General features: G+C 69.0%; 18 protein-coding genes. 12 read left to right on the forward strand and 6 right to left on the reverse strand.

Translation table 11 applies throughout. The features are described from left to right. Window positions 1–430: 430 nt before the first annotated feature. Window positions 431–1,762 carry a hypothetical protein gene (locus tag AB0E69_RS29385; RefSeq protein ID WP_360153135.1) on the reverse strand — a complete coding sequence of 444 codons (1,332 nt, stop codon included), beginning with the start codon at window positions 1,760–1,762 and terminating at the stop codon, window positions 431–433. Between the two features lie 159 nt (window positions 1,763–1,921). Between AB0E69_RS29385 and AB0E69_RS29390 the strand changes: the two genes are divergently transcribed. From AB0E69_RS29390 to AB0E69_RS29415, 6 genes are all read left to right on the forward strand, one after another. After that, window positions 1,922–3,175, forward strand: a complete 1,254-nt coding sequence (locus tag AB0E69_RS29390; RefSeq protein ID WP_360153138.1) for a DUF6350 family protein — start codon at window positions 1,922–1,924, stop codon at window positions 3,173–3,175. Between the two features lie 85 nt (window positions 3,176–3,260). Beyond that, window positions 3,261–3,890, forward strand: a complete 630-nt coding sequence (gene purN, locus AB0E69_RS29395) for a phosphoribosylglycinamide formyltransferase (RefSeq protein ID WP_360153141.1) — start codon at window positions 3,261–3,263, stop codon at window positions 3,888–3,890. Then, window positions 3,887–5,446: a bifunctional phosphoribosylaminoimidazolecarboxamide formyltransferase/IMP cyclohydrolase gene (gene purH, locus AB0E69_RS29400; RefSeq protein WP_360153144.1), complete on the forward strand. Its 1,560-nt coding sequence runs from the start codon at window positions 3,887–3,889 to the stop codon at window positions 5,444–5,446. The genes purN and purH overlap by 4 nt, the downstream gene beginning before the upstream one ends. Window positions 5,447–6,523: 1,077 nt before the next feature. After that, a complete protein-coding gene (locus AB0E69_RS29405) occupies window positions 6,524–7,477 on the forward strand; it encodes a helix-turn-helix domain-containing protein (protein WP_360153147.1) in 954 nt (317 codons plus the stop codon). 66 nt (window positions 7,478–7,543) lie between these two features. Continuing rightward, the gene (locus AB0E69_RS29410; protein WP_360153150.1) at window positions 7,544–8,125 is read left to right on the forward strand and encodes a dihydrofolate reductase family protein; all 582 of its coding nucleotides are present in this window, start codon (window positions 7,544–7,546) and stop codon (window positions 8,123–8,125) included. Window positions 8,126–8,285: 160 nt separating this feature from the next. After that, a complete protein-coding gene (locus AB0E69_RS29415) occupies window positions 8,286–8,642 on the forward strand; it encodes an NUDIX hydrolase (protein WP_360154178.1) in 357 nt (118 codons plus the stop codon). Here AB0E69_RS29415 and AB0E69_RS29420 read toward each other — a convergent pair. Both AB0E69_RS29420 and AB0E69_RS29425 read right to left on the reverse strand, forming a co-directional pair. Next, the gene (locus tag AB0E69_RS29420) at window positions 8,639–8,908 is read right to left on the reverse strand and encodes a DUF3017 domain-containing protein (RefSeq protein ID WP_360154181.1); all 270 of its coding nucleotides are present in this window, start codon (window positions 8,906–8,908) and stop codon (window positions 8,639–8,641) included. The two genes, AB0E69_RS29415 and AB0E69_RS29420, sit on opposite strands and share 4 nt — an antisense overlap. Before the next feature lie 67 nt (window positions 8,909–8,975). Further along, window positions 8,976–9,833 carry a bifunctional methylenetetrahydrofolate dehydrogenase/methenyltetrahydrofolate cyclohydrolase gene (locus AB0E69_RS29425; protein ID WP_360153153.1) on the reverse strand — a complete coding sequence of 286 codons (858 nt, stop codon included), beginning with the start codon at window positions 9,831–9,833 and terminating at the stop codon, window positions 8,976–8,978. Window positions 9,834–10,363: 530 nt separating this feature from the next. On the opposite strand from AB0E69_RS29425, the gene AB0E69_RS29430 reads away from it, so the two are divergent. Beyond that, complete coding sequence (locus tag AB0E69_RS29430; protein WP_360153156.1) at window positions 10,364–11,353, forward strand: pirin family protein; 990 nt, start codon at window positions 10,364–10,366, stop codon at window positions 11,351–11,353. On the opposite strand, the gene AB0E69_RS29435 is transcribed toward AB0E69_RS29430, so the two are convergent. Beyond that, complete coding sequence (locus AB0E69_RS29435; RefSeq protein WP_360153159.1) at window positions 11,350–11,661, reverse strand: cupin domain-containing protein; 312 nt, start codon at window positions 11,659–11,661, stop codon at window positions 11,350–11,352. The genes AB0E69_RS29430 and AB0E69_RS29435 overlap by 4 nt on opposite strands. A 71-nt stretch (window positions 11,662–11,732) precedes the next feature. Between AB0E69_RS29435 and AB0E69_RS29440 the strand changes: the two genes are divergently transcribed. Then, window positions 11,733–12,686: a helix-turn-helix domain-containing protein gene (locus AB0E69_RS29440; RefSeq protein WP_360153162.1), complete on the forward strand. Its 954-nt coding sequence runs from the start codon at window positions 11,733–11,735 to the stop codon at window positions 12,684–12,686. Here the strand turns inward: AB0E69_RS29440 and AB0E69_RS29445 are convergent. Together AB0E69_RS29445 and AB0E69_RS29450 are read right to left on the reverse strand one after the other, a co-directional pair. Continuing rightward, entirely contained in the window at window positions 12,683–13,339 is a 657-nt protein-coding gene (locus AB0E69_RS29445) for a phosphotransferase (protein WP_360153165.1), read from the reverse strand. The two genes, AB0E69_RS29440 and AB0E69_RS29445, sit on opposite strands and share 4 nt — an antisense overlap. Then, window positions 13,340–14,614 carry a glycoside hydrolase family 18 protein gene (locus AB0E69_RS29450; protein ID WP_360153168.1) on the reverse strand — a complete coding sequence of 425 codons (1,275 nt, stop codon included), beginning with the start codon at window positions 14,612–14,614 and terminating at the stop codon, window positions 13,340–13,342. It abuts the gene before it with no gap. Window positions 14,615–14,785: 171 nt separating this feature from the next. On the opposite strand from AB0E69_RS29450, the gene AB0E69_RS29455 reads away from it, so the two are divergent. The 4 genes from AB0E69_RS29455 (at window position 14,786) to AB0E69_RS29470 (ending at window position 25,606) form a co-directional block, all read left to right on the forward strand. Then, on the forward strand, window positions 14,786–15,502 hold the full coding sequence (locus tag AB0E69_RS29455; RefSeq protein ID WP_360153171.1) for a transporter substrate-binding domain-containing protein: 717 nt from the start codon (window positions 14,786–14,788) through the stop codon (window positions 15,500–15,502). Window positions 15,503–15,670: 168 nt separating this feature from the next. Then, window positions 15,671–18,982 carry a S8 family serine peptidase gene (locus tag AB0E69_RS29460; RefSeq protein ID WP_360153174.1) on the forward strand — a complete coding sequence of 1,104 codons (3,312 nt, stop codon included), beginning with the start codon at window positions 15,671–15,673 and terminating at the stop codon, window positions 18,980–18,982. Window positions 18,983–19,047: 65 nt separating this feature from the next. Further along, on the forward strand, window positions 19,048–22,278 hold the full coding sequence (locus tag AB0E69_RS29465) for a S8 family peptidase (protein WP_360153176.1): 3,231 nt from the start codon (window positions 19,048–19,050) through the stop codon (window positions 22,276–22,278). Between the two features lie 88 nt (window positions 22,279–22,366). Continuing rightward, the gene (locus AB0E69_RS29470) at window positions 22,367–25,606 is read left to right on the forward strand and encodes a S8 family peptidase (protein WP_360153179.1); all 3,240 of its coding nucleotides are present in this window, start codon (window positions 22,367–22,369) and stop codon (window positions 25,604–25,606) included. Window positions 25,607–25,648 lie beyond the last annotated feature (42 nt).

A 25,648-nucleotide genomic window follows, 5' to 3' on the forward strand; every position in this document is an offset into this window, starting at 1 on the left:
CCCCGTTCGAAGCCCTCACCAACCACCAACGAACAACCCCCGCCGCCTAACCAACCACCCACCACAACTGTCCAAGATCCTTGACACAGCCCACAACCCCGGCGGTAGCCGGAAACCGCGAGCGTCAGCTCGCAACACCGCGAGCGTAGCGAGCGAACCCCCGGCACTCGCCGGGAACACCGGGGCACTCGCCCCCAACAAACAGGGTGGATGGGGCGGCGCGTAGCTCGGCGACGAAGGAGCCGTGCGTAGCACCGCGCTGGGACTACCAGCAGCACCCGACAACAGCAGTACGACGAGTAGTGCGCCAGCCCGGGGTAGTCACCCGCGAGCGGTAGCGAGCAACCCGCCAGCGGTAGCTGGCAGAAAGGCCGGCGTCAGCCGGAGGGTGGGTGGGAGCACGCGTGGGACGGACTTACCAGTACGCGGTTTACGGGTATGCCGCAGCGCGTTCGGCAGCTCGGGTGAGGGTTTGGTTGAAGGCGGCGTCGGTGATGTCGAGGGACTTGAGGACGGGGAAGACGACGTACACCGCACGAGTCCCGGACCCGGCCACCCCGATGCGGTACGTGAACTTCTTGCCGTTGCCCGCGTCGTACGACGCCTTCCAGCTCTTGCCCTTGATCGTGCCGGCGGAGATCGTGCCGGTGGACGAGACGCTCGCGTTGGAGAGTGCTTTCTCGCACCCGTCGACGTTCTTCCTGACGCCGTTCACGAACGCCGTCGCGGCGGCCGCGCTCGCGAACTTGGCGACCGTGTCGTCCAGACCGAACTCGGTCGGCACGTCCGCTTCCGGCATCACGTAGGTCTGGCTCGAGAACCCGGTCGCCTTCGCCTTCTTGAAGTCGATTTTCTCGCACCCGGCCGTGCCACCGGGCTTTGCCGCTGCCCCGACCCACGGCTTCTTCACGTCGGTGAGCACCGGCAGGTCGACCGACGCCATGAACCCAGGGGCGTCCGTATTCGGCAGCAGCGCAGGATTGGCGGCCGGCGACCCACCACCGCACCCACCGGACTGCTCGCAGATCTTCTTCGCGGCCGCGTTAGCGGTAGCAAGCACAGCTGCCGGCTTGGGCGGCGCACTCGCGAGCGTGTCGTGCTCGAGCACCATGGTCGCCTGCCCGGCCTGCGTCACCGCGACGGTCTTGTACTTCGTCTTCGCCCCGGCCGGCTGCCCGAACACCGCGATTACCCCACGCTCGCCGACGCCACTCGTGACGTACCCCGCCGCGAGCTGAGTCTGAGCAGCCGTGCATTGACTCAACCAGTGCACGACCGACGTGTACGTCTTCGAAGCGGTCGCCTTGTCGTTCGACACCTCGACGTACTGAACAGCCGTTTCCTTGGTGGTCGCGTTCTGGAACGTCCGCACCCACGTCCGCAGTCCGGACGGGTCCGCGAACCGCTGGACCTGACACACGAATGCGCTCTCCGGCGCCGAATCCCCATCCGCGGTCTTCGTCACGGTCCAGGCGCCGGTCGCGCCGAGCGTCTTCGCGCCCGCGGCGTCCAGCAGCGCCTTGTCGTCGGACAGGACGTTCGAGTTGCTCGGCTTGTCGTCCTTCGGGCCGTTGCTCGACTTCGGACCCGGGTCGTTGTCGCCGCCGAACGCGTTCAGCGCCGCGACTCCGCCGCCGCCGACCAGCACCACGACCGCAGCTCCCGCGGCGATGGTCTGGTTCCGCTTGCGCGCCTTCTGCCGGCGCGCCTCCCGGGCAGCGGCGCGACCGCCGCCGCGCGGTGCGCGGTGGGAACCGGCCAAAGCTCGACCTCCTGACTGATTCCACCCGACAGTACCCGGTGAATCCATGCCGCTCCCACCCAGCTACAGGTACGGACCGAGCAGGAGCGGGAGGAGTCTCCCACATACCGGCGTGTCAGCACGAGCGCTGTCCGGATGCGGAGCGACCATGGGAGTCAGATGACCGACACGCTCAGCCGCCCGGGCACCCGGGACGGTGATTCGCCCACCCCGTCGGAGATCGCCGCCCGGACGAAACCGCTCGTCGTCTCGGCTGTGATCTCGGCGGGCGCCTGCCTGCTCACCGGCCTGCTGACCTGCGCTGCGGTGGCTGTGATCGGCTGGCTGGCGGCGACGTTCGGCGGTGCGTCCGGCGCGATCCGGGCCGGGGCGTCGGCCTGGCTGGTTGCGCACAAGGCCGGGGTGACGATCGGCGGCGGCACGATCAGCGTCGCGCCGCTCGGTCTGACGCTGTTCTTGGCCTGGTGCCTGTATCGCGGCGGCAAGTCGGCGGCCCGCAGCAGCGGTGCCGATCGGACCAAGGACCTGATCGCGCTGTCCGGAGCCTTCGCACTCGTTTACGGCCTCGGCGCGCTCCTGATCGCGCTGCTCACCTCCGACGGCGCGCTCAAGGTCTCGCCGCTGTCCGCGTTCCTCGGTGCGGCATCGATGGCTTTGATCGCGGGTACGGCGGGGATCCTGGTCGAGTCCGGCGCCGGGGAGGACATCGCGGACGCGACCCCGGCCGGCCTGCGCGACACGGTGCCGGCCGCGTTCGCCGCAGTACTGAGCGTGTTCGCGTTCGCCTCGATCCTGTACGCCGTACTCCTCGCGATCCACTTCTCCCGGGTGACCGGCATGCTCGAGCTGCTCGACGCCGGGGTGATCGGGTCGGTCGTGTTGTTCGCGATCTGCCTGATGCTGGTGCCGAACGTGATCGTGTATGTGATCGCGTTCCTGGCCGGGCCCGGTTTCCAGCTCGGCACCGGTACGACGATCGCGCCGACGGGTGTCGACGTGGGGAATCTGCCGGCGCTTCCGCTGCTGGCCGCAGTACCTGCCGACGGCGCCACTCCGTCGTACCTGTTGGTGCTGACCGCGGTGGTCCCCCTGGTTGCGGGCGCGGTCGCCGGGCTGGTCGTCGTACGGCGTGGGCTCGCCGAGCGGGACGCGGACGCGCTCGGGTGGGACGCGTATGCGCTGCGGGGATGTATCGCGGCGCTGCTGGCCGGCGTGATTCTCTTCGCGCTGATGGCGTTGTCGGGCGGATCGGCCGGGCCGGGGCGGATGTCGGCGGTCGGCGTACCGGGCGCGCTGCCGGCCGCCGGGGTGCTGGCGGCCGGGATGGCGATCGGGGCGGCGGTCACGGCCGCGGTGATCGCGTCGCGGCGGCCGCTGGTCGACGCGGCCGAGACGGACCAGCTCGCGGACTGACCCGGTGATTCGCGGACTGACCCGGTGAACGGTTGCCGGCTACCGGATGACGGGCGGGCGTGGGGCGGACGATAGGCTCTGGCGCGTGACAGACCCCGTGCTCCAGGATCGACCCGCGCGGCTTGTCGTGCTCGTCTCCGGGTCGGGGTCGAACCTTCAGGCTCTCCTCGACGCCTGCGCGGACCCGGCGTACGGCGCTGCCGTCGTCGCCGTCGGCGCGGACCGCGACGGGATCGCGGGGCTGGACCGGGCCGCGGCGGCCGGCGTACCGACGTTCGTGCACAAGGTGAAGGAGTACGCCGAGCGGGCCGAGTGGGACCGGGCGCTGACCGCGTCGGTGGCTGCTCATGAGCCCGACCTGGTGGTGTCGGCCGGGTTCCTGAAGCTGGTCGGCGACGACTTCCTCGCGGCCTTCGGCGACCGGTACATCAACACGCACAACGCGCTGCTGCCCGCGTTTCCCGGCATCCACGGACCGCGGGACGCGCTCGAGTACGGCGTGAAGGTCGCCGGCGCGACACTGTTCTTCGTCGACGGTGGCGTCGACACCGGGCCGATCATCGCGCAGGTCGCCGTACCCGTCGAGGACGACGACACCGAAGAAACCCTGACCGAGCGGATCAAGGAGGTCGAGCGCCGCCAGCTGGTGGAGTGGGTCGGCCGCCTGGTCCGCAACGGCTGGACCATCACCGGACGAAAGGTTCGACTGAAGTGAGCACCGACCGCAGGCCGATCCGCCGGGCGCTGATCAGCGTCTACGACAAGTCCGGTCTGGAGGAGCTCGCCTCGGCGCTGCACGCCGCCGGTGTCCAGCTGGTGTCGACCGGTTCCACCGCGGCACGGATCGCGGCGGCCGGCGTACCGGTGACGAAGGTCGAGGAGCTGACCGGGTTCCCGGAGTGCCTGGACGGGCGGGTCAAGACGCTGCACCCGATGGTGCACGCCGGGCTGCTGGCCGACGTACGCCGTGATGAGCACGTCGAGCAGCTGCGGGAGATGCGGGTCGAGCCGTTCGAGCTGCTGGTCAGCAACCTGTATCCGTTCACCGAGACGGTGGCGTCTGGTGCGTCGGTGGATGAGTGCGTCGAGCAGATCGACATCGGCGGGCCGTCGATGGTCCGGGGCGCGGCGAAGAACCACGCGAACGTGGCGGTGGTGACGTCGCCTTCGCAGTACGCGGCTGTTTCTGCGGCGCTGGGCGAGGGCGGGTTCTCGCTCGAGGAGCGGCAGCAGCTGGCCGTGAAGGCGTTTGTGCATACGGCGGAGTACGACGTCGCGGTGGCGTCCTGGATGGGGTCCGTGCTGACGGACACCTCCGAGGGGTCCGGGTTCCCGGCTTGGGTCGGTTCGGCCTGGGACAAGTCCGCCGTACTGCGGTATGGCGAGAACCCGCATCAGCCGGCCGCCCTGTACGTGAACGGGCGCGGCGGGTTGGCGTCGGCGGAGCAGTTGCACGGTAAGGAGATGTCGTACAACAACTACGTCGATGCTGACGCGGCTCGACGTACGGCGTATGACTTCAGTGAGCCGGCTGTCGCGATCATCAAGCACGCGAATCCGTGCGGGATTGCTGTGGGCAAGGACATCGCCGAGGCGCATCGGCGCGCGCACGAGTGCGACCCGGTGTCGGCGTACGGCGGTGTGATCGCAACCAACCGGCCGGTGTCCGTCGAGTTGGCGAAGCAGGTCGCGGAGATCTTCACCGAGGTGCTGGTCGCGCCTGGGTTCGAAGACGGAGCGGTCGAGGTACTGCAGGGGAAGAAGAACATCCGGCTGCTGGTCGCGCCTGCTGTTGACGGTGGCGAGCCGGTGGAGATGCGGGCGATCAGCGGCGGCCTCCTGCTCCAGCACCGCGACCGGTTCCAGGCTCCTGGAGACGACCCGGCCGCGTGGACGTTGGCTGCTGGTACGGCGGCGTCCCCGGAGGTCCTGGCCGACCTCGCGTTCGCGTGGAAGGCGTGCCGGGCGGTCAAGTCCAACGCAATCCTCCTGGCTTCCGACGGTGCGTCGGTCGGAGTCGGCATGGGCCAGGTCAATCGAGTCGACTCCTGCCGCCTTGCCGTCTCCCGAGCCGGCGACCGCGCGGTGGGCTCAGTCGCAGCCTCCGACGCCTTCTTCCCGTTCCCCGACGGCCTGGAAGTCCTCATCGAAGGCGGCGTCAAGGCGGTAGTCCAGCCCGGCGGCTCCATCCGAGACGAGGCCGCCATCGAAGCAGCCACCAAAGCCGGCATCACCATGTACTTCACCAACACCCGCCACTTCTTCCACTAACTGAAGACCCCCACGCACGCTACGCAGCCGCACGCCGTCGCTACGCTCCTCGTCCGCGGCTGCTACGCGCGCTCCCACCCACCCGTGGTTTCCGGGCTGCCGCCCGGGTGCATCCGGCTGCCGCCGGGGTTGCTCGCTGCGCTCGCGGGTGAGTGCATAGGTGGACGCCCGTGAGGAAACGGACGGGTGGTGAGGGGTGCTGGTGGTCGATCCCACGCGTGCTACGCAGCCGCACGTCGTCGCTGCGCTCCTCGTCCGCGGCTGCTACGCGCTCCCACCCGCCCGGTGGTTTCCGGGCTGCCGCCCGGGTGCATCCGGCTGCCGCCGGGGTTGCTCGCTGCGCTCGCGGTTTGCGCCTGGCGCCGCGTGTTGCTCGCTGCGCTCGCGGGTGACTGCGTAGGTGGACGCCCCACGAGCAGACGAGTTGGTGGTGAGTGGTGCTGGTGGTAGGTCCCGCGCGTGCTTCGCAGCGCTCCCACCCACCCGTAGTTTCCGGGCTGGCGCCCGGCGCATCCGGCAGGTGCCGGGGTTGCTCGCTGGGCTCGCGGTTTGCGGCTGGCGCCACGTGCTGCTCGCTGCGCTCGCGGGTGACTGCGTAGGTGGACGCCCGTGAGTAGACGCCTGGTGGCGGGCGGTGCTGGTGGTCGGCTCCGCTTGTCCTACGCAGCTGCACGTCGTTGTTGGACTGCTCGTCCGCGGCCGCTTCGCCCTCTCCCACTCGTGCGGGCTCAACCCACCTCGATCTCCGGAAATTAAATGTCACCAGGCGGCATTTATGTTCCGGAAATCTCAGATCCTCGGCGGCGGTCGGGGGAGGACACGCTCTTACGGAGCGCAGTTGGGTTGTGGCGTGGAAACCCGCGAGCAGTTTCCGGGCTGCCGCCCGGGTGATTCCGGCCGGCGCCGGGGTTGCTGGACGGCGCTCATGGGTGGCTACCTAGGGGGACGTCCGTGAGTCAAACGGCACTTCACAATGCGCAGTGGCTTCGGTAGCGCTGATGGGCCGACTGTCGGCGAACTCGCCCAACAACTACATCTATAAGGCGTTCCACGAGGTCGCTCGCTCACGCAGCATGCGTGACCAACACCAATGTCCGCGGCCGGCTGCTCGTCCGGGATAGGCGCCGGCGGTGGTGCGGCTCGACCATCCCGGCGTGCGATGTCGGTGGGCTCTCGGCGATGCTGTTGGGTGTGGAGTACGTGTCCAGAGTGCCGCGGTCGCCGCTGGATGGGCTGATTGATGACCTTTACTACCTGGAGGGTGTGTCGCCGTACGCCCGGTTGACGTTGCCGCCGATGCCAGGGGCATTTCTCATCATCAACCTCGGGGAGCCGTTTCGCATTCGCGCCGGCGGTGAGCTTGAGGCGGTGGAGTACGCCGATGGCTGCGTGGTCACGACCCCCACCCGCGCCTTGGAGTTCGGCTATCCGCTCTGGACGCGGTCCGTCGGTGTGCACTTCAAGCCGTGGGGGCCGGCGTCGTTCCTGTCGATGCCTGCGGCCGAGCTGTGTGATCGGCCGGTGACGATCGAGCAGGTTTGGGGTCGGCCCGCCGTTGCTGAGTTGCAAGATCGGCTGGCCTCGGCGGGCGGACCGCAGGAGATGCTGACGCTGCTCGAGGAGGAGCTGATGCGTCGGCTGTGCGAGACCGCCGGCTTGGGGCTGGTTCGCCATACGAGCAGTGTCATCGCGGCGGCCAGCGGGGCGGTGGCGATCGGCGATCTGAGCGTGGCGGCCGGTGTCAGTAGTACTCATCTGGCACAGCGGTTCAAGGAGCTCGTCGGCGTCACGCCGAAGCGGCTGGCGCGCACGTACCGCTTCGCCGCGACGGTGTTCGCGATCGACCCCGCTGGGCCGATCGACTGGGGCGTCCTCGCCGGTGGCGCAGGGTACTTCGACCAGGCCCACTTCGGTCACGAGTTCCGGGCGTTCACCGGGCTCACGCCGACCCGGTACGTCGAAGTACGGCGGCGGTTCCTGCGCGAACATCCCGGCCACGCGATGGACGGCTGGCCGCTGCCGGCCGATTGATTTCTTACAAGAGCGACGGCTCACGAGACGCTAATTTGAGGGCACCCCAAAGCAGAGGAGAGCCCCGTGGGCAAGGTGGTCCTGTACAGCTCGGTGTCGGTGGACGGCTTCGTCGCGGACGAGAACGACCAGCCCGGGCCGCTGTTCGACTGGCTGACCAACGGTGACGTCGCGTTGGACGAGAGCGGCGAGGTGAAGGTGTCGCAGACGTCGTACGACTACACCCGGCCGTACTGGGACCAGATCGGGGTGACTGTCGTCGGCCGCCACGTCTTCGACCTCACCGACGGCTGGGACGGCAAGCCTCCGGGCGGGATCGACCACGTGGTCGTCGTGACGCACCGGCCGGCGCCCGACGGCTGGGACCCCGAGGCGCCGTTCCACTTCGTCGACGGCGTCCAGGCGGCCGTGGCCAAGGCGCAGGAGCTCGCAGGTGACCGCGTGGTCGAGGTCGCCGCCGGCGACGTCGGTGGCCAGGTACTTGCCGCGGGCCTGGTCGACGAGGTGCGGATGGACGTCGTACCCGTCGTGTTCGGCTCCGGCAAGCGCTACTTCGGATCGCTCCACGCACAACACCTGCTGGAGGATCCCGACGTGACGATCCAGGGCAACCGCGTACTTCACCTGCTCTATCAGGTGCGCCGCTGACCGATCCGTCCCGGTAAACCCGACTAGAGATCGCGGATCTGGTGTTGGGTGAGGGGATGCATTTCAGCGCGGGGTTGCCGGGGAAGCGGATGGCTGCTGATTGTTTGTTGTTTGATGCCGGCGGGCGGTTCTTGGTGGTGGAGCCGACGTACAAGAGCAGCTGGGATCTGCCGGGGGGGTGGTTGAGCGGGATGAGTCGCCGCGGGCGGGTGCTCGGCGGGAGGTTTTGGAGGAGCTTGGGGTGGCTGTCGAGCCGGGGGCCTTGCTGGCTGCTGATTGGGTGGGGCGGCAGGGGGAGTTCACCGAGGTGGTGGCGTTTTTGTTCGATGGAGGGGTGATTGCGGGCAGCGGTCAGCTTGAGTTGCAGGCTGAGGAGATCCGGAGCGCGAGGTTTGTGAGCCTCGATGAAGCCGAGGGTTTGTTGGACAGCGAGGCGTTTGCTCGGGTGGGGGCGGCGATGCGGGTGCGGGTGGTTGGAGCGACTGCGTATCTCGAGAACGGCCTACCGGTGGGCTAGTTCGGGATGATCAAGCCGAGGACGGCGACTGCGGCTGCGGCCAGCAGGAGGAATGTGGTGTCGAAGGCTCGGCCGCGGACGTGGAGTAGGCCGGCGGCGGTGTCGGTCAGGGCGGCTCGGAAGAGGCCGCCGAGGCCTACGGCGGCGGCGAAGATGAAGACGCCGTTGCGCCAGTTGTAGAAGGTGAGGACCACCAGCCCGGTGGCGGCAACCAGCAGAGTTATCGCCAGCGGCCACTGGCTCCGACGTTGGGCCTCACCCGCCATCAGCACTTCACACTCATTCCAACCGTCCCCACACCACTCCCCAGGCTCACCACATGCGGCCGGGAGCTCACTGGGGGAGGCTCGATTCGGCGGCTTCTACTACGTTGGTCAGGAGCATGGCTCGGGTCATGGGGCCGATGCCGCCGGGCATGGGGGCGATCCAGCTTGCGGCTTCGCGGGCTTCTGGGGCGATGTCGCCGACGATTTTGCCTTCGGGGCTTCGGCTGGTGCCTACGTCCAGGAGGACTGCGCCGGGCTTGATCATGTCTGCGGTGACCAGGCCGGCCGAACCCGCGGCGGCGATCACGATGTCGCCGGTGCGGACGACCGACGCCAGGTCGCGCGTGCCGGTGTGGCACTGGGTGACCGTCGCGTTCTCGGACTTGCGCGTGAACAGCAGGCCCATCGGCCGGCCCGCGGTGACGCCACGGCCGACGACCACGACGTGCGCGCCGGCGATCGGTACGTCGTACCGGCGCAGGATCTCGACGCAGCCCTTCGGCGTACACGGGAGCGGGCCGTCCTGGCCGAGGACGAGCTTGCCGAGGCTGTTCGGGTGCAGGCCGTCGGCGTCCTTCGCGGGGTCGATCAGGCCGAGGATCGTGTTCGTGTCGACGTGCTTCGGGAGCGGGAGCTGGACGATGAAGCCGGTGCACTCCGGGTTCGCGTTCAGTTCCTCGACCGCGGCGGCGATCTCGTCCTGGGTCGCGGTGTCGGGCAGTTCGACCTGGATCGACGCGATGCCGACCGCCGCGCAGTCGCGGTGCTTGCCGGCGACGTACGCCTTGCTCCCCGGGTCGTCGCCGACCAGGATCGTGCCGAGCCCGGGCACCACGCCCTGCTCGGCCAGCTTCGCGACCCGGACCTTGAGCTCGTCCTTGATCGCCGCCGCCGTCGCCTTGCCGTCCAGAATCTGCGCTGTCACGGCTCCAGAGTCTGCCACGCCGCAGCACCCACGCGGGTGGTGGGTACTGCGGCGCGCTGGGTCTAGCTGGTCAGTTTGTACACCGTGGTGTTGCCGACCGTGGTCGCGGTGTACGTCGACTCGACCCAGGACTGGATCTCGCTCGCCGCGGAGGAACCGGCGCGACTCCCTCCGCCGGCCTGTCCGCCGGCGAGGTAGTAGGGGATCTTGCCTTCGGCGACCCACTGCTTGAACTGGGCCAGCGTCGGTGCGTCGTCCGTTCCGCTGAAGCCGCCGATGGCGACGACAGACTTGCCGGTGGCAAGCTCAAGCGAGGCCGCCGACTGGGAGCCGGTGGTCGCCGCAGCCCAGGAGCGGGAGTCGAGAGCCGAGACCCGGGAGCGGGACCCGGCACCGGAACCGGGAGCGGGAGCGGGAGCCGAGGGCCGGAGCCGGGCCCTGGAGCCGGGGCCCTACCGGGAATGCTCGCCCGCTTGCCGCGGTTCGGGCAGATAGTTTATTCTTGAACTACCAAGCCTGAGGAGCGCATCATGCCCGCCGTGACCGTCAGCGACATCACCGTCCTGCCCCGCGTCCACCAGCCGGATCCGGCCGTCGCGCGGGAGCGCGCGGTGAAGTCGGTGACGTCCGCGCCGAGCGGCTACGAGGGCGAAGGCTTCCCGGTACGTCGTGCGTTCGCCGGCGTCGACCTCCGCGATCTCGACCCGTTCATCCACATGGACCAGATGGGCGAGGTCGAGTACGCGCCAGGCGAGCCGAAGGGCACGCCCTGGCACCCGCACCGCGGTTTCGAGACCGTCACCTACATGCTCGACGGGATCATGGAGCATCAGGACTCCAACGGCGGTGGCGGCGTCATCTCCAACGGCGACACCCAGTGGATGACCGCCGGCAGCGGCCTACTGCACATCGAGACCCCGCCCGAGCACCTCGTCCTCAGCGGCGGCCTGTTCCACGGCATCCAGCTCTGGGTGAACCTGCCGAAGGCGCAGAAGTGGGCGCCGCCGCGCTACCAGGACATCCGTGGTGGCGACGCGGCCCTGCTCTCCACCGCGGACGGCGGCGCGCTGATCCGCGTCATCGCCGGCTCGGTCGACGGTCACGACGGCCCGGGCAGCACGCACACCCCGATCACGCTGGTCCACGCGACGGTCAGCCCCGGCGCCGAGCTGGTGCTGCCGTGGCAGCCGGAGTACAACGCGCTCGTCTACGTCCTCGCCGGTCAGGGTACGGTCGGCGCCGAGCGGCGCCCGTTCCGCAAGGGCCAGCTCGCCGTCTTCGGCCCCGGCGACACGATCCGCGCCCAGGCCGCGCCGACCCAGCCGCAGGCCGAGCCGAACCTCGACGTACTGATCATCGGCGGCCGCCCGATCCGCGAGCCGATCGCCATGGCCGGCCCGTTCGTCATGAACACCCGCGCCGAGGTGGTCCAGGCCTTCGAGGACTTCCAGGCCGGCAAGCTCGGTTCGATCCCCGCCGTCCACGGCGCCCCCACCGAGCTACGCAGTACCGAGAACTAACCTTCGGGATAGAACAAGAACAGCGTGCAGCCCTGGGCTGACTGAGGTATGTGTGAGGACCCGGCCGGGGCGTGGATGAAAGAGCCGGCCGGGTAGTCGCGCTGTCCGTCGTTGAAGACGCCGTCGACGACGAAGACCTCCTCCGGGCCGGGGTCGTGGACGTCGATACCTTCCCAGGTCGAGCCGGGGTCCATCTGCAGGACGAACGCTTTCGCGACCTCGCCGGACCACAGCGGTCTCAATCGGATGCCGGGGAAGAGCTCGCGGACCGGTGCGTCGGCCAGGGACGCCCACTCGTAGTTCTGCATGGCTCCGATCCTCACCGTCCTGACGAGCTGAACCCAGTGTCTGGATAGTCCCGATCAGGTACTTTCTTGCCATGCATCGGGTGGTCGCGTTGGTGAGTGCGCCGCAGGCGAGTTTCGAGCTCGGCTGTGCGGCGGCGGTGTTCCGCGAGGCGCCGTACCGGTTCGGCGTGTGTGCGGAGGAGCCCGGTGCGGTCCCTACCACCGAGGGTTTCGAGATGGTGGTCACAGCAGGGCTGCGGGCGCTGGATCGCGCCGACACGATCGTTGTTCCGGGGTGGTTGCCGATCAACCGAGAGCCGAGTGCGCGGGTACTGCGAGCGCTGCGGCGGGCCCACGCGCGGGGAGCTCGGCTGGTCAGCATCTGCTCGGGGGCCTATCTACTGGCGGCGACCGGGTTGCTGGACGGCCGGCGGGTGGCGACGCACTGGCGGTATGCGGAGGAGTTGCAGGCGCGGTTCCCTGCTGTCGATGTCGATCCGGATGTGCTCTACATCGATCACGGGGATGTGGCGACGAGCGGCGGGTCGGGGACCGGGATCGATCTGTGTCTGCAGTTGGTACGGCGGGATCAGGGGGCGGGGTACGCCGCACGCGTCGCCGGGCGGATGGTGATGCCGCCGCATCGCGAAGGTGGTCAGCGGCAGTACCGCTCCGAAGACCCAGGACCGGGAAACAACAGGACGACCGCCAAAGCCGGCGGTGAGACCTCGCTGGCGCCGGTCCTGGACTGGGTGCGGGAGCGGCTGGGCGAGGAGATCGCGGTCGAGGATCTCGCGGCGCAGTTGAACGTGTCGCCGCGGACCTTGGCGCGCAGGTTTCAGGAGCAGTTGGGGATGGCGCCAGGGCAATGGCTGCTGGCGCAGCGGATTGCGCGGGTGCGGGTGCTGCTGGAGGAGACCGAGCTGCCGGTCGAGACGATCGCGCTGCGTACCGGGTTGTCGTCGGCAACCAATCTGCGGCGGCGGTTCCGGGCCGCGGTGCACACCACGCCGAGCGCGTACCGCAGGGCGTATCAGGGCGTCTAGGCCGTGTCGTCGAGTTTGATGTAGTGCTCGATGCGCGGGTCGTCCGGGTCGCCGCCGTACAGCTCGACGAAGCGGCGGGCGGCAGGCGGGCCGCCGTACTGCGGGTTGAGGCCGCCGCGGAGGCTCTTGAACATGAGCGCCAGGTCGAGGTAGCGGTCGCCGGCGCCGAGGCGGCTGAGGTCGAGCACGCCGCTGAAACGCAAGGTCTCCGGGTCGATGAAGACGTTGGGTGCCGCGTAGTCCCCGTGGGTGACGGCGTCGCCTTCGGCCGGGAAGGGCGTGGGGAACGGGCAGTCGGTGAGCTGGTCGAGCTGGCGGAGTCCGTCGGCGATCGCGGCGAGGACGGCCGGACGGTCCGCGGCCGGCCAGTCCTGCGAGGCGTCCCGGCCGGTGAGCTCAGTGGTCAGCATCCAGCCGTTGCCACGATCAACGATCCGCGGACACGGAAACCCGGTCGCCCCCAGCCACGCGAGCCGATCGGCCTCGAGGTCGATACCGGTCCCGATCTCAGTCCCGGCGGCGTTGTGATCAGTCTTGTAATACAGGCGTTCCCGGCCGCGGGTGAGGCGGACGACCGTCGCCGCGGAGAAACCGACGAGAACCGGTTCGGCGCTGGTCGCGCCGAACCGGTCCAGGAGAGCATTCAGATCCACTCACCGAAGGTTACGGTGCAACGCCGAGATCAGCTCCCCGTTTCTGGTGTCACCGTCGAGCGACCAGATCATCGCCCCGCCCAGGTCGCGGTGCGAGATGTACTGCGCCTTGCGTGCCATCTCGACCGGGTCGTCCCAGGTCCAGAACGTGGTCCCGTCGAAGAGCCAGGCGAATCCGGCGCGGTGGTCGCGGTACACGGTGAAGTCGGCCAGCTTGGCCTTGAGCAGCCCGTAGTCCTCGGTTCCGGCCTCGAACGTCGCCGGCGCCGGGCCGGTCGAGGTCTGGAACAGGCCGTGGTTCGCGTTCGTCACGCCGGTCCAGCCGTGCGAGTAGAACGGCACGCCCATCACCAGCTTGCTCCGCGGCGCGCCGCGGGACAGGTACGCGTCGATCGTCACCTGCGAGCTGAACTCCGGCGTGGTCGGGTCGCCCTTGGGTCCGTCGAGCGCGGACTGCTGGTTGGTGATGGTCTCCCACGGGCCGTGGTAGTCGTACCCCTGCGTGGTCCCGAAGGTCAGGTCCTTGAACAGCTTGTTGACCTCGAACCCGCGGTCGATCATCGCCGGGTTGGCCGGCAGGAACGCGGTCAGGTTGTAGCGGCCCTTGTGCGGCCAGGACAGCCGGTCGAGTTGCGTGCGGTACTCGTGCACGAGCGCGGTGAAGTTCTGCTTGTCCTCCGGCCGGACGACGTTGCCCGCGTTGCCCTCGCTCGCCGGCCACTCCCAGTCGAGGTCGACACCGTCGAAGATGCCCTTCGCGGCACCGGCCGGGAGACCCGGGAGGTTGCCCTTCAGCCACAGGTCCAGGCAGGACGCCACGTGCGCGGCCCGGGACGCCGGCGTGAGCGCGGCGTCGGAGAAGTGCGCCGAGCCGGTCCAGCCGCCGATCGAGATGCTGATCCGGAGCTTCGGGTACTTCTGCTTGAGCTCGCGGAGCTGGTTGAGGTTGCCGTTGAGCACCTGACCGGGCTCGTCGGCCTTGCCGTCCACGCTCTGCTCGGCGCTGAACGGCCGCTGGTAGTCGGCCCAGGTGTCGCTGCTGAAGCAGTTCCCCTGGGCATCGAAGAATCCGAACGCGTAGTTGATCTGGGTCAGCCGGGCCGCGGCCCCGCTCTTCACCAGGTCGCTGACCAGGAAGTTCCGGCCGTACCCACTCCAGTTGGTGTAGTACCCGACGACTCGTTTCCCGCTGTCGTGGGCTTCGGCAGGTACGGCGACCACTCCTGAAAGGACCGTCGCCGCCGCCACCAGCAGCCCCAAACTCCGACGCCTCATCGCACCCCCATCGGACGGTTGATGCGCACACAGTAGGACCCCTCCCCCGATTTACACAATGTCTCTGCAAAAACTGAGGCCCGTGGATGTTGCCAACCTGGGCGATAACGACTGACCGGATCCGTCATTCGTTCAGTGTCCGACCCACAGGCCATCGTTAAGGTCATCCGTATGACGACTGTGCGGGAAGACCTGGCCCCGACCGGAGTGGTGCGAGCCTCGATCAATCTGGGGAATCCGGTGCTGGCTCAGGGGACGCCGGATGCCCCCGGCGGCGTCACCGTCGATATTGCTCGCGAGCTGGCGCGGCGGCTCGAGCTGCCGCTGGAGCTGGTTTGCTTCGACGCTGCCCGCAAGTCCTTCGAGGCGATGACCTCGGGCCAGGCCGACATCTGTTTTCTCGCGATCGACCCTGCCCGCGCCGAACAGGTCGCGTTCACAGCGCCGTACGTCGTGATCGAAGGCGTCTACGCCGTACCGCGGGACTCCGCGCTCACCACCGTCGCCGACGTCGATCGTCCCGGCGTCCGGATCGGTGTGAAGCGGGGCTCGGCGTACGACCTCTACCTGACCAGAACGTTGCAGCAGGCAACGGTCGTCCGTGGCGACGAAGGGACCGACGTGTTCCGCGCGGAGGGGCTGGAGGCGGCCGCCGGGATCCGCCAGCCGATCACGCAGTACGCCGCCGAGCATCCCGACGTCCGCGTGATCGACGAGCGCTTCATGCAGATCGAACAGGCCGTCGGTACCGCGAGGACCAAGCGGCCGGAGACGGTTGCCTACCTCCAGGACCTGATCGAGGACCTCAAGCAGTCCGGCTTCATTGCCGCCTCCCTCGCGGCCTCCGGCCAGCCGGACGCGCAAGTGGCACCACCCGCCACGTCCTGACAAACGCAGCCCCAGCAGGGCAACAGCGCGGCAGGAAGGTGCCGTGGCAGCGGGTTCAGGCAACCTTTCGGTCCAGTCCGGACATCTCCCTGCGAGTGGTCGTCCGGTTTCGCTCCGTAAGCGCGCCCGGTCGGCCGATGTGAGGACAACGATCGGGAGGGACTCATCGTGGTATCCACACCACGATCGAGGCGCCTCGGCGTAGCCGCCGTCGCCTCGGTCGCAGCCTTGGGGCTGGGGCTTTCCGCCCCGGGCCATGCAACCGCCGGACCTCAACCGCATCCGCTCAGCGGGAAGGTCCCGGCCAAGAAGCCCGACCAGAGCGTCACGCTGATCACCGGCGACCGCGTCGTACTGCGTGGTGGCAACCCGGCCGAGGCCGCGGTCCGCCCCGGCGCCGGCCGGCAGCACGTCGCGTTCAGCACCTACCGCCAGAAGGGCCACTTCTACGTCGTCCCGGCCGACGTCCGGCAGCAGGTCTCGGGCGGCAAGCTGGACGCCCGCCTGTTCGACGTGACCGAGCTGATCAAAGACGGGTACGACGACAAGTCGTCCAGCACGCTCCCGGTGATCGTGACGTACACGGGCAAGGCCCAGAAGCGGTCCGCCGTACCGGGTGCGAAGCTCACCCGCCAGTTGCCGGTCGTCAACGGCGCCGCGCTGAAACTTGCCAAGGGCCACTCGTTGACCGGTGGGTCCGGGATCGACAAGATCTGGCTGGACGGCAAGAGCAAGGTCACGCTCGACCAGTCGGTCCCGCAGATCGGTGCACCGACCGCCTGGCAGGCCGGCTACACCGGCAAGAGCGTCCCGATCGCCGTGCTCGACTCCGGCATCGACGCCTCGCACCCGGACCTCGCCACCCAGGTCGTCGCCAGGAAGAACTTCACCGACTCACCGGACGGTGACCACTTCGGCCATGGCACGCACGTTGCCTCGATCATCGCCGGAACGGCGGCCGCCTCCAACGGCAAGTACAAAGGTGTCGCGCCGGACGCGCGCCTGTACGACGGCAAGGTCTGCGACGACGGCGGCAGTTGCTCCGACTCCTCGGTCCTCGGAGGCATGGAATGGGCCGCCAAGGAGGTCAAGGCCAAGGTCGTCAACATGAGCTTCGGCCGCACCGACACGCCAGGCATCGACCCGCTCGAAGAAGCCGTGAACCGGCTGACCGCCGAGACCGGCACCCTGTTCGTGGTCGCGGCCGGCAATGACGGTCCCGGCGACGGCACGGTCGGCTCGCCCGGCAGCGCGGACGCCGCGCTGACTGTCGGCTCGGTCGACAAGCAGAACCAGTTGGCCTACGACTCCAGCCGCGGACCGCGGGTCGGCGACGGAGCGCTCAAGCCCGACGTGACCGCGCCCGGCGTCTCGATCGTGGCCGCGAAGGCGAAGGACTCGGTCATCGGCGAGCCGGTCGGCGAGTACTACCTGCGCCTCAGCGGTACGTCGATGGCGACGCCGCACACCGCCGGCGCCGCCGCGATCCTGGCCCAGGAACACCCGAACTGGAAGGCCTCCGAGCTCAAGAGCGTGCTGATGGCGTCGGCCAAGCCGGCCGCCGGCCAGACCGCGTTCCAGCAGGGCGCCGGCCGGATCGACGTGGCTCGCGGCATCAAGCAGACCGTCTTCGCCGAGCCCGGCAACGTCTCGTTCGGTACGGCGGTCTGGCCGCACAGCGACGACACCCCGGTCACCAAGACGCTGACCTACCGGAACGTCGGCGACCAGCCGGTCACCCTCAACCTGGCCGCAACGTTCAACGCACCCGACGGCAGCCCGGCACCGGCCGGCGCGTTCCAGCTGAGCGCGACCACGGTGACTGTCCCAGCAGGTGGTACGGCGTCCGTGCAGGCGACCTCGAACACCAACAACAACGGCCCGGACGGCCCGTACTCCGGCCGGATCACCGCGACCAGCGGCGACACCCAGGTCACCTCGGCCGTCGGCGTGAACAAGGAACCCGAGAGCTACAACCTCACACTGAAGGCGATCGGGCCCGACGGTCAGCCGGCGCCGGCGGTCGGTCTGCTCGACAGTCTGGACGGCAAGCTGTTCGAGTTCTTCGGTGACGGGAGCGACTCGGTCACCTACCGGTTGACCAAGGGCGAGTACCTCGCGCAGCTCACCCAGTTCATCGAGCTGCCCGGCTCGAAGTACAAGGTCTACGACCAGGTACACCCGGACATCAAGCTGACCAAGGACACCACGGTGGTGTTCGACGCGCGGAAGGCGAAGCGGGTCAAGGTGACCGTGCCGCAGGCCGGCGCGCAGATCGCGGCCGCTGATATCGGTTTCGACCGGGTCAACTCCGCGGGCACGTACTCGCTGAGCTCCGGCACCGGCCTGCGCGACTTCGGCAACGTGTTCATCGGACAGCTCGGCCCGGCGCTGCCGCCCGCGCAGCTGACCGGTCACGTCACCTCGCAGTGGGCGCAACCCAACGCCGACGGGACGTTCGACAGGTCGCCGTACGTCTCCGGCCAGGCGAACTCCTTCCCGGGGGTGTACCCGTCCGGGTTCGTGCGGGCGGTCAAGGTCAAGGACCAGGCGACCGTCCGGCAGACCACCAACGCCACCGGCGACCGCGGGTTCTGGCGGATCGCCCTCGGCCGGGCGCCGGGGATGACGTCGACGTTCTCGCCGATCCTCGAGTACGGGAAGGGACCGCTGCGCACGACGCTGTACGCGGACCAGGGGCCGGCCGTCTGGCAGACCGAGGTCCGGGAGATCATCCCGAGCATCGATCCGAACAACCCGTTCCCGCGCTTCGTCACGCAGCTCACGACGCCGGACCGGACGTACCGCGGCGGGTCGTCGTACCGCGAGGTGCTCAACGCGGCCGCGTTCACGATGGCACCGTGGTACGCCGCACGCGCCGGGAACGCCCTGGCCGTCCAGACGTACAACCTGGCCGCGGCGACCGGCGAGCGTGGGTTCACTGCGACCGATGCGGAGTCGAGCAAGCTGATCCGCGACGGCAAGGTGGTGGCCGAGTCGCCGTTCTTCGGGGATGTCTATGCGGAAGACCTGGCGCCGGAGAAGGCGACGTACACGCTCGTGTCGACGCAGACCCGGCAGTCGTTCTCGACGTTCAGCACCCGGATGGACCTGCGCTGGACGTTCAGCTCGGGTTCGACCGCCGACGAGACCAAGCTGCCGATGCTCGGCATCCGGTACCAACCCGCGGTGGACAGTCACAACGTCGCCGACCGCAAGCCGGTGACCGTGCTGCCGGTCGTCATCGACGCGCAGGACGGCGCGACGGTCCCGCGAATAAAGAAGCTGACGGTCCAGGTCTCCGGTGACGACGGGACGAGCTGGCACGATGCCGGCGTCGTAGCGACCGGGGCCGGGACCTTCAAGGCGATCTTCGCTACCCCGAAGGGCGCCAACGCGGTGTCCTTGAAGGCACACCTGGTCGATGCCGGGGGCAACGTTACCGACCTGACCACGATCGGGGCGTATCCGCTGCGCTGATCGCGTCAACCCACCCCTCGCGCATCCTACGTGCTGAACAGGCTCGCAGAGCTCGGGGAGGAACCATGGGAAAGCGTTCGGTGCTGGCGGGCACCGCGGTCGTCACGGCCGCGGTGCTTGCGCTCTCGCTGTCCGGCGGCGCGCAGGCGGCGCAGTCCGTGCAGTCGGTGCAGTCGGTGGAGAAACACGCCAAGGACAAGGCAGATCAGGTCGTCACGCTGGTCACCGGCGACCGCGTCGTGCTGAGGCACGGCGACAGCAAACAGGTCAGCGTCCACGCCGGCAAGGGGCGCGAACACGTCGGCTTCCGCATTCTTCGTGCGCACGGCCGGCTCACTGTCGTACCGCTGGACGTCAGCGGCGCGTTGAGCTCGGGACAGCTCGACCGGCGGCTGTTCGACGTCACCGGTCTGCTGGAGATGCAGTACGACGATGCGCATGTCCGGACGATCCCGGTCCTGGTGGACTCGACTGCCCGACGATCGTTGCCTGGCGCAACCGCTGCCCGCGCTCTGCCGGCGCTTGGCGTGACCGCGCTGAAGGTCGCCAAGGACACGGCCGGCGAGTTCTTCGCCGGCGCGCGGTCCGGCCGGCTGTGGCTCGATGCTAAGCGGCACCCGCTGCTCGACCAGAGCGTGCCGCAGATCGGCGCACCGGTCGCTTGGAAGGCCGGCTTCACCGGCAAGGGGATCCGGGTCGCCGTGGTCGACACCGGGATCGACGCGACGCACCCGGACTTCAAGGGGAAGATCGTCGCCGCGAAGAACTTCACCACCGACCCGACCGGCGACGGCCTCGGTCACGGCACGCATGTCGCCTCGACGATCGCGGGTACGGCGGCCGCGTCGAAGGGGAAGTACAAGGGCGTCGCGCCGGACGCGGAGCTCGTCGACGCGAAGGTCTGCGACAACAACGGTGGTTGTGAGGACTCCGCGATCCTGGCCGGCATGGAGTGGGCCGCCGTACAGCAGAAGGCTCAGGTCATCAACCTGAGCCTCGGCGGCGCTGACGAGCCGGGCCTTGACCCGCTCGAGACCGCGGTCAATCGGCTGACCGCGCGGACCGGGGCGCTCTTCGTCATTGCTGCAGGCAACGAAGGGCCGGATGCCGGCACGGTCTCGTCGCCGGGCTCGGCCGCGTCCGCGCTGGCAGTCGGCGCCGTCGACAAGAAGGATGCGCTCGCCGACTTCAGCAGCCGGGGTCCGCTGCTGGACAGCACCGAGATCAAGCCCGACCTCACCGCGCCAGGTGTCGGCATCGTCGCGGCGCGCGCGAAGAACGCGCAGATCGGCGATCCGGTCGGCAAGCACTACCTCTCGCTCAACGGCACCTCGATGGCGACCCCGCACGTCGCCGGTTCGGCCGCGCTGCTGCTCCAGCAGCACCCGGCGTGGAAGGCGCCTGAGCTCAAGGCGGCGTTGATGGGTACGGCGAAGACGATGCCCGGCCAGGCGACGTACGCTCAAGGTGCGGGTCGTGTCGACGTCGCGCATGCGATCACCGACACGGTGCTGCCGGTGCCCGGCAGCCTGGGCTTCGGCACGGCGCAGTGGCCGCACTCGGACGACAAGCCGGTCGCAAAGGTCCTCACCTACCGCAACGTCGGCGCGAAGCCGGTCACGCTGTCGCTGCAGGCGACTCCAGCGGAGGCCTTCAAACTCAGCACCACCACGCTGACTATCCCGGCCGGCGGTAGCGGCTCGGTCACGGTCACGTCGGACACCCGGCACGGCGGACCCGACGGCCAGTACGACGGCCGGGTCCTCGCCACCGCGCCCGGCGTCAGCGTCGGCACGCCGCTGACCGTGAACAAGGAGATCGAGAGCTACGACGTCACCCTCAAGCACCTGCTGCCGAACGGCAAGGGCGCCGAGAAGAACTACACGGTCGTCTACAGCATGGACCGCGAGTACGGCGTCGAGGTCGCAACCGATGCCCAGGGCAACGGAGAGCTCAGGTTGCCGAAGGGCCGGTACTTCGTCGACGGCCTGGTCGGCGACGACGCCGACCGGAACTACCAACTGGTCTGGCCGAACCTCGACGTCGACCACAACCTGACTCTCGCGGTCGACGCCCGGCAGGCGAAGCCGATCACGATGACCCTGCCGCGCAAGGGCAGCCAGTTGGTCGAGGCGCAGGTCGGGTACTGGCGCGCCGGCGAGAACACCCCGGCGGTGGACGGGACGATCTCGACGACCGATCTGAGCAAGTTCTTCGTCGCCTCGATGGGCGCTCCGGCACCGGCGGACGAGATGCTCGCTTGGACGAATTCCCGCTGGGTCGTCGGCAAGGCTGTGACCTACAACCTGCTGCAGTACAAGCGCGGCAGCTACTACTCCGGCTACCACCGGACCGTGCAGGATCGCGACCTCGCCAAGGTCGTGGCGCAGTACAACGCGGACCGGCCGGGGACGCTGGTGTCCGACGAGCGGTTCGGCTGGCTGCCCGGGGTCGGCGCGAGCATGCCGGGCATCCCGATCGTGTACGGCGCACCGACGACGGTGACGCACCTGGTCGAGACGAAGGACGTCACCTGGGACGCGGACATCACGCAGATCGTCCGGCACGGTGAAGACGAGGAGTACCCGTGGTCGCTCGCCACGACCGCTCCGCAGTCGTTCACACCAGGGAGCACGCAGCATGAGCGCTGGGGCGCGTCGGTGGTGAATGTGGGGCTCGGCAACGGTGATGGCGTGTTCCGGAAGGGCAACGAGCTCAGTGTGTTCCTGTTTCCGGTCTCCGACCAGGACGGGCATGCGGGGACGGCGCTGTCGTACGACCTCGGGTACACCCGGCTCTACCGGAGCGGCAAGCTGGTCGCGTCCGACGAGACGCAGGCGGGGAACCTGACAGTCGAGCAGCTGCCGGCGGGCACAGCGCCGTGCCGGCTCGAGGTGACGATGCGGCGGCCGCTGATGCAGCTCGGGACGCGGGTCGACCATGTGTGGACGTTCAGCTCGGAGAAATCCGAGGTGCTGCCGCTGCGGTCGGTCGAGTTCCGGCCGGCGGTGGACGCGCGGAACGCGGTCGGGAGGGCAGCGGTCAGCACGGTGCTGTTCGCGGTCGTGCACCAACCCGGGGCGAAGGTCATCGGGATCCGGTCGGTGAAGGTCGAGTTCTCGGGCGACGGCGGCAGGACCTGGAAGCGGGCGATGGTCTTCCCGAAGGGTGGGGAGCGCTACACGGCGGTCTTCCGGACGCCGGCCGGGTCGACGGTCTCGCTCCGGTCGGTGCTCACGGACCGAGCCGGGAACGGTGCGACCGAAACAACCTTCAACGCCTATCGAATCGGCTGACCGACGCAACCCCGGAGGCCGGTCGTCCCGTTGCATTCGATGCGTGGACAACCGACAGCTGGGGAGGACTCAAGTGGCTACGAGATATGTGCGTAGAACCAGGCCCGCGGTCGCCGTGGTGGCGGCCGCGGGGCTGGTGCTCGGCGTAGGGGGACCGGCGGCGCAGGCGAGGCCGGCGGCTCACGCTCAGGCAGGACCGGCGGCCGCCCCGCAGCCCGCCGCCAAGGACGTCAGCGTCACGTTGATCTCCGGTGACCGCGTCGTCCTGAGTGGCGGTGACCCGGCGAAGGTCGCGGCCGTGCCGGGGCCGGGACGGGACGGCATGGGGTTCCGGACCTTCCGGACCAAGGACCACTCGTACGTGATCCCGGCCGACGCCGTAGCCGCGGTCGGCAAGGGGCAGCTCGACAGCCGGCTGTTCGACGTCGCCGAGTTGGTGCGGGACGGGTACGACGATGCACAGACCAGCACGATTCCCGTGCTGACGACGTACGCCGGCTCCGCGAAGCGCGCCGTACCGCCGGGGGCGAAGGTGACCCGTCAGCTGCCGTCCATCGGCGCAGCGGCGATGAAGGTGAACAAGGCGAGCGCCGCCGGGTTCCTGAAGGCAGGGTTCGCGAAGGTCTGGCTGGACGGCAAGCGGCAGGTGACACTCGACCAGTCGGTGCCGCAGATCGGGGGACCAGTCGCGTGGCAGGCCGGGTACACCGGCAAGGGCATCTCGGTCGCCGTCCTGGACACCGGGATCGACGCCACCCACCCCGACCTGGCGACGCAGGTCGTCGGCGAGAAGAACTTCACCAGCGAGCCGAACGAGGATCTCGTCGGCCACGGCACGCACGTCGCCTCGACGATCGCCGGCACCGGGGCCGCGTCGGGTGGCCGCTATCGCGGCGTCGCACCGGATGCCCGGCTGTACGACGGCAAGGTGTGCGAGCGGCGCGGATGTCCGGAGTCCGCGATCCTGGCCGGGATGGAGTGGGCGGCCACTGACGTCAAGGCCAAGATCGTCAACCTGAGCCTCGGCGGCACCGACACCCCGGACCTCGACCCGCTCGAGGAGGCCGTGAACCGGCTGACCGCTCAGACCGGGACGCTGTTCGTGATCGCGGCCGGCAACGACGGGCCGAAGGACCACACGGTCGGCTCGCCAGGGAGTGCTGATGCCGCGCTGACGGTCGGCAACGTGACGAAGCAGGACGAGCTGGCGTGGGATTCCAGCCAGGGGCCGCGGGTCGGTGACAGCGCCATGAAACCGGACGTCACCGCGCCCGGCACCGACATCGTGGCCGCGAAGTCGAAGGACTCGACGATCGGCGAGCCGGTCGGGGATCAGTACCTGCGCCTGTCCGGTACGTCGATGGCGACGCCGCACACGGCTGGTGCGGCAGCGATCCTGCTGCAGGAGCATCCGTCGTGGACCCCGGGTGAGCTGAAGAGCGCGTTGATGGGCTCGGCCAAGGTCGCGTCCGGCCAGACCGCCTTCCAGCAGGGCGCGGGCCGGATCGACCTGACCACGGCAATCAAGCAGTCGGTCCTCGCGGACCCGGGCAGCCTGTCCTTCGGACTGGCGACGTACCCGCACAGCGACGACGCGCCGGTCACCAAGACCCTGACCTACCGGAACGTCGGCGACCAGGCCGTCACGCTCGACCTGACCGCCACGATGACCGGTCCGGACGGTACGGCGGCACCGTCGGCAGCATTGACGCTGAGCGCAACGACTCTGACCGTACCGGCCGGCGGCACAGGATCCGTGCAGGTCACCTCCAACACCAACCACAACGGCCCCGACGGCCTGTACTCCGGCCGCGTCGTCGCCACCGCCCCCGGCCAGACGATCGTCGTACCACTCGGCGTGGACAAGCAGGTCGAGGCCCACACGCTGACCGTCAAGCTGATCATGGCGGACGGTACGCCGTCGACCGGCGGGTTTCCCATGCTCCTGTTCGACATCGCGCGCCGTCAACTCATGCAGTACGCACCGGACGAGAACGGTGTGGTGTCGCTTCAGCTGCCGAAGGGCGAGTACATCCTCGACCAGTTCCAGGAGTTCGAGCGCGGGCCGGACGACTGGGCGTTCTACGAGCTGGTTGCCCCGAGCGTGCAGCTCGACGCGGACCGGACCGTGGTCCTCGACGCGCGGCAGGCCAAGGTAGTGACGACCTCGGCGCCGAACCCGTCGGCGGAGCAGGCGGACTCGGACGTCGGGTACCAGCGCAACGCGCCGGACGGCACCGGGCTGTTGTCGTCGGGTCCGGTGGGCTTCGGGTTGTCCGGCGAGCTCTACACGCTGGACATCGGGCCGAAGCTGCCGGCCGGTGAGATGACCGGGCATGTGGTGTCGTACTGGGCAGTGCGGGGGACCGAACCGCGGCGCTGGGTGAACACGCCGTACCTGTATTCGATTGCGAACTACCAACCGGGAGAGCTGCCCACTGGCTTCGACCGGAAGGTGAAGCAGTCCGACCTCGCGACCGTGTACGAGGCGATGAACAAGACGAGCGACCCGCGAGGGCAGTTCACGCTGTGGCCGCAGTTGCCGGGGACCGACGCTACCTTCGCGCCGCTCGTCCCGTTCGATCTCCCACGGACGCTGGCGGTGTACGCCGACGCCGGCTCCTGGCTCGAGGAGCTCAGCGAGTCTGGAGACGACGAGCCGGTCGGCAACTGGATCCTGGCGGCGACGCCGGCGAAGTATCAGACCGGCCGGACGTACCACCAGCGCTGGAACGAGGCCGTTTTCAGCCCGTCGGTCCGCACCGCCGTACGCTCGGCCGACACGCTGACCTTCGACATCCGCGCCGCCGCCGACGCCGGGAACCGCGTTGTCCTGTCCCGCGACCTGTCGGCCGAAAGCACCCTTACCCGCGACGGCCAGGTCATCGGCACGTCCCCCACCTTCGGCACCTTCACCGTGTCGGGTCTCCCGGCCGGCAAGGCGACCTACCAGCTCGTTTCCACCGGATCCCAGTCCGCCACCCCGTTCTCCACCGGGGTGACCCTGACCGCCACCTTCACCTCGAGCTCCCAACAGACGGCGGTCCCCATCCACACGGTCAGCTACCACCCAGCGGTCGACGGCACCAACACCCTGAAACGCACGCCCGTCACCGTCCTCCCCTTCCGGACAAGGAGTCCGCTGAAGACTCTGACCATCCAGTACTCCGACGACGCCGGAGCCACCTGGAAGACGGCCGCAGTAGGCGGCGGAAAAGCTATCTTCCCGACCCCCGCAGGCGCCTGGATCTCCTTGAAATCAACAGCAACTGACGCGGCCGGCAACACGACCACGCAAACCGTCACAGCCGCCTACCGAGTGAGCTGAACGTGCGAAGGCCCCCGGGACGAGCTCCCCGGGGGCCTTCGA

It is taken from the genome of Kribbella sp. NPDC026611, from assembly GCF_040638345.1.
Classification (GTDB): domain Bacteria; phylum Actinomycetota; class Actinomycetes; order Propionibacteriales; family Kribbellaceae; genus Kribbella.

Coding starts and splice junctions, on each gene's coding strand:
- AB0E69_RS29435 (WP_360153159.1), bottom strand. CDS start 11,661: ATGCAGAACTACGAGTGGGCGTCCCTGGCCGACGCACCGGTCCGCGAG.
- AB0E69_RS29420 (WP_360154181.1), bottom strand. CDS start 8,908: ATGGCGGGTGAGGCCCAACGTCGGAGCCAGTGGCCGCTGGCGATAACT.
- AB0E69_RS29465 (WP_360153176.1), top strand. CDS start 19,048: ATGGGAAAGCGTTCGGTGCTGGCGGGCACCGCGGTCGTCACGGCCGCG.
- AB0E69_RS29430 (WP_360153156.1), top strand. CDS start 10,364: ATGCCCGCCGTGACCGTCAGCGACATCACCGTCCTGCCCCGCGTCCAC.
- AB0E69_RS29450 (WP_360153168.1), bottom strand. CDS start 14,614: ATGAGGCGTCGGAGTTTGGGGCTGCTGGTGGCGGCGGCGACGGTCCTT.
- AB0E69_RS29455 (WP_360153171.1), top strand. CDS start 14,786: ATGACGACTGTGCGGGAAGACCTGGCCCCGACCGGAGTGGTGCGAGCC.
- AB0E69_RS29440 (WP_360153162.1), top strand. CDS start 11,733: ATGCATCGGGTGGTCGCGTTGGTGAGTGCGCCGCAGGCGAGTTTCGAG.
- AB0E69_RS29390 (WP_360153138.1), top strand. CDS start 1,922: ATGACCGACACGCTCAGCCGCCCGGGCACCCGGGACGGTGATTCGCCC.